The organism is Sphingomonas sp., from assembly GCF_035317925.1.
Lineage (GTDB): Bacteria > Pseudomonadota > Alphaproteobacteria > Sphingomonadales > Sphingomonadaceae > Sphingomonas_I.
The window spans coordinates 1-6,489 of sequence record NZ_DATHFV010000192.1 but is presented as its reverse complement, the minus strand read 5'-3'; the positions used below and the strand labels follow the sequence as shown (position 1 = coordinate 6,489).

Genomic DNA, 6,489 nt, shown 5'->3' with positions numbered 1-6,489 from the left:
GGCTGGCGCGGACCTTGTCCGAAGGCCCCCCACCCTCCGCCATCATCCTCGACCTGCGCGACAATGATGGCGGCGATGCCGACGTGATCGCGAAAGTGGCCGGCTTATTCTTCAGGGAGGATCGGCCGCTGGTTCAGCGGATCGACCGGCGCGAGACCATGCAGAAGCTGCATGGCACCGGCAAAAAGGCCTATCTCGGCCCGCTGGCAGTGCTGGTCGGCCCCGACAGCGCCAGTGGCGCGGAAGCGTTCGCGGCCCTGATCGACGAAAGCGAGCGCGGCGTCACCGTGGGCCAACGCACCGCCGGCGCGCTGACCGGCGCGTCCGAATATAAATTGCCCGACGGCGGCCAGCTTTCGGTTGCGGAATTCGATATCCGCACCCCGAGCGGCCAACGGCTCGAGGGCGTCGGCCTCGAACCCCGCATCCCGATCAAGCCGAGCCTGGCCGACAAGCGCGCCGGACGCGATCCCGTGCTGGCCCGCGCGCTGATCGCGGTCAAAAGCCGTCAGCTAGCCGCGGGGCGGTAGCTGTGCTTCGGCGGGCTGGGCGTCGCTCCAGCTGCCGCCGATCGCCTGGATCAGGCTGACCGCCGCCATCTGCCGGTCGACGATCGCCGAAGCCTCGGTCTGGCGCGCGGAGAGCGCTGTGGTCTGCGCCACGATCACGTCCGAATAAGCGATCTGACCGGCGATATACTGGTTCTGCGTGAGCTGCTCGACCCGGTTGGCGGCAGCGGCGGCGCTCGTCCGCTGATCGGCGACATACCCCAGGATGCGCGAAGCGGCGAGTTCGTCCTCGGTCTGCTGGAAGGCGGTCAGCACGGTCTGGCGATAGTTGGCTGCCGCCTGATTATAGGCCGCGCGCGCCTCGGCCACGCGCGCCGAACGCGCGCCGAAATCGAGCAATGTCTCGGCCGCGGTCAGGCCCAAGGTCCAGATGCTGCTGGCGGCGCTGAACAGCGAGCCCAGTCGGCTTGCCTGGGAGCCGATATCGCCGCTCAGACCGACGGTGGGGAAGAAAGCCGAACGCTGAATACCAATATTGGCATTGGCCGCCGCCACGCGCCGCTCGGCCGCCGCGACGTCGGGGCGTCGTTCGAGCAGGACCGACGGCACGATCCCGGGCACGTCGGGCACCACCGGCGCCCAAGGTGCTTCGGCCAGCACGAAGTTGGACGGGTTTTCCCCCACCAGCACCGCGATCGCATGTTCGAAGGCCGAACGCTGGCGCTCGAGATCAGCGGCATTAGCCTGCGCGCTGTTGAGCTGGGTCTGTGCCTGCAGCACATCGACCTTGGCCACCACGCCCTGATTGTAGCGGTTGGTCGTGATCTGGAGCGCCTTGGCATAGGCCGCCACGGTCGCATCGAGGATCATCTTCTGATGCTCGATGCCGCGCAATTGCAGGTAATCGGCGGCGAGTTCGCCCTGCGCGGACAAAGTCGCATTGGCGAGATCGGCCTGGCTGGCCTGCGCCAGCGCCTTTTGCTGGCTGACGGTGTTGCGGACGCGGCCCCACAGATCGGGCTCCCACGTCGCGCCCAGGGTCACGGAATAGCGCCGGCTGCCATTGCTGCCGGTGGTGACCGTATTACCGCCGATGATCGTGGTGGTGCCGTTGCCGAACGAACCCGCGCGGGTCGCGCCCGCCGACAGATCGACCGTCGGGAACAAGGCCGCGCGCGCCTCGCGCACGGTGGCGCGTGCTTCCTCGTAGGCGGCGGCCGCGGCGGCGACATTCTGGTTGTTGACGGCGACCCGCGCCTCGAGCCCGTTGAGTATGGGATCGTTGAACAGCAGCCACCACTGGCCCTTGGCGATCGCGTCGGCGGGTGTGGCGGCCTGCCAGCCGGGCGCTTCCTTGAACGCGACGGGCGTGACCGTACCGGGCCGGCTGTAAGGCGGCGCGAAGCTGCATGCGGCCACGGCGAGCATCACCGGCAATGTTGCGAGGGTGCGAAGCGTCTTCATGCGGGTTGTAATCCCTGGGCGTCGTCGTGGCGCGCGAGCATCCGTTCGTGCGGCGAACGGCGGCGGAAACGATCGAGCGCGAGATAGACGACCGGCGTCGTCAGAAGCGTTAGGAACTGGCTGGCGATCAGCCCGCCGATGATCGCGATGCCGAGCGGGCGACGCAGTTCCGCGCCCTCGCCGAAGCCGATCGCGAGCGGCAGCGCGCCGAACGCGGCGGCCATCGTCGTCATCAGGATCGGGCGGAAACGCAGCAGGCTCGCCTCGCGGATCGCCGCGAGCGGCGACAGACCGCGCGAACGCTCCGCATCGAGCGCGAAGTCGATGATCAGGATCGCGTTCTTCTTGACGATGCCGATCAGCAGGATGAGCCCGATCAAAGCGATCAGATCATATTGCGACCCCGTCACCATCAAAGCGATCACCGCACCCACGCCCGCCGACGGCAAGGTCGACAGCACCGTCAGCGGATGGATCGCGCTTTCGTAGAGAATGCCGAGCACGATGTAGATCACGATGATCGCGGCAGTGATCAGGATAGGGTTCGACTGGGTCGATTGCTGGAAGACCTGCGCGGTACCGGCGGCGTCGCCATGCACCTGCGCCGGGAAATGGAGGCCGGCCTGGACGTCCTGGATCCGCGCGATCGCATCGCTCAAGGCAAACCCGTTGCCTGTCGAAAAGCTGATCGTCGCCGCCGGCGCCGCATCCTGATGGTTGACCTGCGCGGCGGTCGAGCGGGTCGCCCAGGTCGCGATCGTCGAAAGCGGCGTCATCATGCTGGGGGTGGTGTTGACCGCGGCGCCGGAGGCGGCATCGCGCCCCTGGCCGGTGCTGGAGGCCGGAGTCGATCCGCTCACGCCCGACGTCGTGCCGATCGCGGTCGCGGCGCTGCTGGGGCTGGTCGTGGCCGACGCCCCCGGCAAGCCGGTCGAACTCGTGCTGGTGACGGCTGCGCTTTCGGCATTGACGGTCGAACCGCCCGTACTGCTCTGACCCGCCGGGACATAGACGCCGTTCAGCGCGTCGGGCGAGCCGGTAAACTCCGCCGCGACCCCCATCACGATATGATATTGGTTGAGGCCGCTATAGATCGTCCCGACCTGGCGCTGCCCGAAGGCGTCGTAGAGCGTGTTGTCGATCGTCTGCGGCGTGATGCCGAGCCGGCTCGCGGCATCGCGGTCGACGTTCACATAGACCTCGGCCCCGCCATCGGCCTCGTCGACATCGACATCGGTCAGCTCGGGATATTTCTTGAGCGCGGTCGCCAGTTCGGGCCCGGCCTTGGCCAGCACCTCGGGATCGTCGGCCTTCAGCGTATATTGATAGCTGCTGTTGCCGCCCCGCCCGCCAACGCGCATGTCCTGCACCGGGCTGAGGAAAGTGGCGACGCCCGTAATGCGCGCCAGCTTGGGCCGCAGCCGGGTGATCACGTCGCGCGCGCTGTCGCGCTCGCTTTTCGGCTTCATCGTCGCGAACAGGAAGCCGCCGCCCGCACGCGATCCGCCGGTGAAGGCGACGACATTCTGGATCGCGGGGTCCTTGCGGATGATCTTCACGATTTGGGTGAGCTTGGTCTGCATGTCCTGGAACGAGATGCTCTGATCGGCGCGCAATCCGCCCTGGAGCGAGCCCGTATCCTGTTCGGGAAAGAAGCCCTTCTGGATCGTGATCAGCAGGAAGATGTTGAGCCCGATCGCACCCGCGAGCAGCAAAAGGATCGCGCCGCGATTGGCGAGCGCCCAGTCGAGACTCTTGGCATAGAGTGCCTGGAGCCGTTCGAACTGCCGTTCGGCGAAGAGGGAGAAGCGATTCTCCTTCTGCTGGTCACGCTCCTTGAGGATCAGAGCAGCGATCATCGGCGTGGTCGTGAGCGAGATGATGAGGCTGATCAGCACCGCGACCGTCATCGTCACCGCGAATTCGCGGAACAGCCGGCCCACGATCCCCGCCATGAACAGCAAGGGGATGAACACCGCGACCAGGCTGATCGAGATCGACACGACGGTGAAGCCGACCTCGCGCGCGCCCCGCAAAGCCGCCTGCATCGGCTTCATGCCCTGTTCGATATGGCGCGAGATATTCTCGAGCACGACGATCGCATCGTCAACGACGAAGCCGGTCGCGACCGTCAGCGCCATCAGCGACAGATTGTTGAGGCTGAACCCGAGCAGGTACATGATCCCGATCGTGCCGAGCAGCGACGCGACCACCGCCACCGCCGGCACCACCGTCGCGCGCAGCGAACGCAGGAAGATCGACACCACGATCACCACCAGCAAGGTCGCGATCACGAGCGTGATTTCGACTTCGTGCAGCGATGCGCGGATCGTGGTGGTGCGATCCGACGCGACCGCAACCTTGATGTCGTGCGGGATCGCAGCCTCGATGATCGGCAATTGCGCCTTCACCGCGTCCACCGTCGCGATGATGTTGGCGCCCGGCTGGCGGCTGATCACGACCGTGACCGCGCGCTCGCCGTTGAACAGGCCCATCGTGCGCACGTCTTCCGGCCCGTCATAGACATTGGCGATATCGGACAGGCGCACCGCGATGCCGTTGCGCCAGGCGACGATAAGCCCACTATAATCGGACGCCTTGAGGCCGGGCACGTCGCCGTAAATCTGCCAGGCGGTCGCGCCATTTTCGAGCACGCCGCGCGGCCGGTTGGCGTTGGTCGACGAGATCGCGGTGCGCACGTCCTCCAGCGGAATACCGTATTGCGCCAGTGCGAGCGGATTGAGATCGATCCGCACCGCGGGCAGCGCCGCACCGCCCAGCTCAACATCGCCCACGCCCTGCACCTGGAGCAGCTTCTGCTGCACGATGTTGGACACGGAATTGTAGATATCGGCCGAGGTGCGCGTTTTGCTGGTCAGCGCGATGATCATGATCGGTGCGTCAGCCGGGTTGATCTTGCGGTAGCTCGGATTGGTCTTGAGCGTGGCGGGCAGATCGGCGCGCGCCGCGTTGATCGCCGCCTGCACGTCGCGCGCGGCGCCATCGATATTGCGCGATAGATCGAACTGCGCGGTGATGCGGCTCGAGCCGATGCCCGATTGCGAGGTGAGTTCGGTCACGCCCGCGATCGTCGCCATGCGCCGTTCGAGCGGGGACGCGACGCTGGTCGCCATCGTCGTCGGGCTCGCACCGGGCAGGCTCGCGGACACGCTGATCGTCGGGAAATCGACCTGCGGCAGCGGCGCGACCGGCATCACGAAGAACGCGGCGATGCCCGCCAGCATCACGCCGACGGTCAGCAGCAAGGTGCCGATCGGCCGCCGGATGAAGAGCGCCGAGGGATTCACGCCCGATTTTCCAGCGGCAACAGCGGCTCCGCCTCGCGCCGGCGGCGGACGCGCGCGGACAGGCGCTCGAACGCGAGGAAGATGACGGGCGTGGTGAACAAAGTCAGCGCCTGGCTGACGATCAGGCCGCCAGCGATCGCGATACCGAGCGGACGCCGCAGCTCCGACCCCATGCCCGCACCGAAAATGAGCGGCAACGCTGCGAACAGAGCGGCGAAGGTCGTCATCATGATCGGCCGGAAGCGCAGATGCGCCGCCTGGCGGATCGCGCTGTCGGCATCCAGGCCCTCGGTCCGCTGCGCATCGATCGCGAAGTCGATCATCATGATCGCGTTCTTCTTGACGATGCCGATCAGCAACACGATGCCGATGATGCCGATCACGCCCAGATCGTTGCCGGTCAGCAGCAGCGCCAGCAGCGCGCCGACGCCCGCCGACGGCAAGGTCGACAGGATCGTGATAGGGTGGATGAAGCTCTCATAGAGCACGCCCAGCACGATATAGACGACCACGATCGCCGCGAGGATCAGCCAGACCTCGTTGGACAGGCTGGCCTTGAACGCGTTGGCCGCGCCCAAGAAGGTCGTCGTGACTCCGGCGGGCATGCCGATCTTGGTTTCGGCGCGCTGGATCGCCGACACCGCCCCACCGAGCGACTGGTTGGGCGCAAGATCGAAGCCGATCGTCGAGGCCGGGAATTGCGCGACGCGCGTTTCCTGGAGCGGTGCTTCGCCTTCGATGAAGTTCGCCACCGTCGACAGCGGTACCGAGGTTCCGGACGAGGTCTGCACATAGAGCTGATTGAGCGCCGCGGGACTGGTCAGCATCCCCGGCTGGCTTTCGAGGATCACGCGATATTGCGTGGTCTGGGTGAAGATGGTCGAGACGATGCGCTGGCCGAACGCATTGTAGAGCGCGCTGTCGATCGCGGCGGTGCTGATCCCGAGCCGGGCGGCGACGTCGCGATTGACCTTTACCGTCACCGCGCGGCCCTGATTCTGCATGTCGGACACGATGTTCCGGACCTGGCGGACGCCCTTGAGCGCTTCCATCAACTTGCCGGTCCATTGGTTGATTTCGTCCTGGTCGGCGCCCTGCAGCGCGAAGCGATATTGCGTCGGCCCGCCCTCGGCATCGATCGTCAGATCCTGCACGGGCCGCACATAAAGCGTAACGCCCGCAATGTCTTGGGCACGCCTCTGGAGACG

General features: G+C 66.3%; 4 protein-coding genes. 1 reads left to right on the top strand and 3 read right to left on the bottom strand.

What is annotated here, in order from left to right:
* The coding region (locus VK533_RS14255) for a S41 family peptidase (RefSeq protein WP_324378787.1) at nucleotides 1–530 on the top strand (530 nt) is incomplete at its 5' end.
* Here VK533_RS14255 and VK533_RS14250 read toward each other — a convergent pair.
* The 3 genes from VK533_RS14250 to VK533_RS14240 form a co-directional block, all read right to left on the bottom strand.
* Nucleotides 513–1,973, bottom strand: a complete 1,461-nt coding sequence (locus tag VK533_RS14250) for an efflux transporter outer membrane subunit (protein ID WP_324378785.1) — start codon at nucleotides 1,971–1,973, stop codon at nucleotides 513–515. The two genes, VK533_RS14255 and VK533_RS14250, sit on opposite strands and share 18 nt — an antisense overlap.
* Nucleotides 1,970–5,281: an efflux RND transporter permease subunit gene (locus VK533_RS14245; RefSeq protein WP_324378782.1), complete on the bottom strand. Its 3,312-nt coding sequence runs from the start codon at nucleotides 5,279–5,281 to the stop codon at nucleotides 1,970–1,972. The genes VK533_RS14250 and VK533_RS14245 overlap by 4 nt, the downstream gene beginning before the upstream one ends.
* Nucleotides 5,278–6,489: efflux RND transporter permease subunit (locus tag VK533_RS14240; protein WP_324378780.1), on the bottom strand; the 1,212-nt coding region annotated here is incomplete at its 5' end. The genes VK533_RS14240 and VK533_RS14245, both read right to left, overlap by 4 nt.

Coding starts and splice junctions, on each gene's coding strand:
- VK533_RS14250 (WP_324378785.1), bottom strand. CDS start 1,973: ATGAAGACGCTTCGCACCCTCGCAACATTGCCGGTGATGCTCGCCGTG.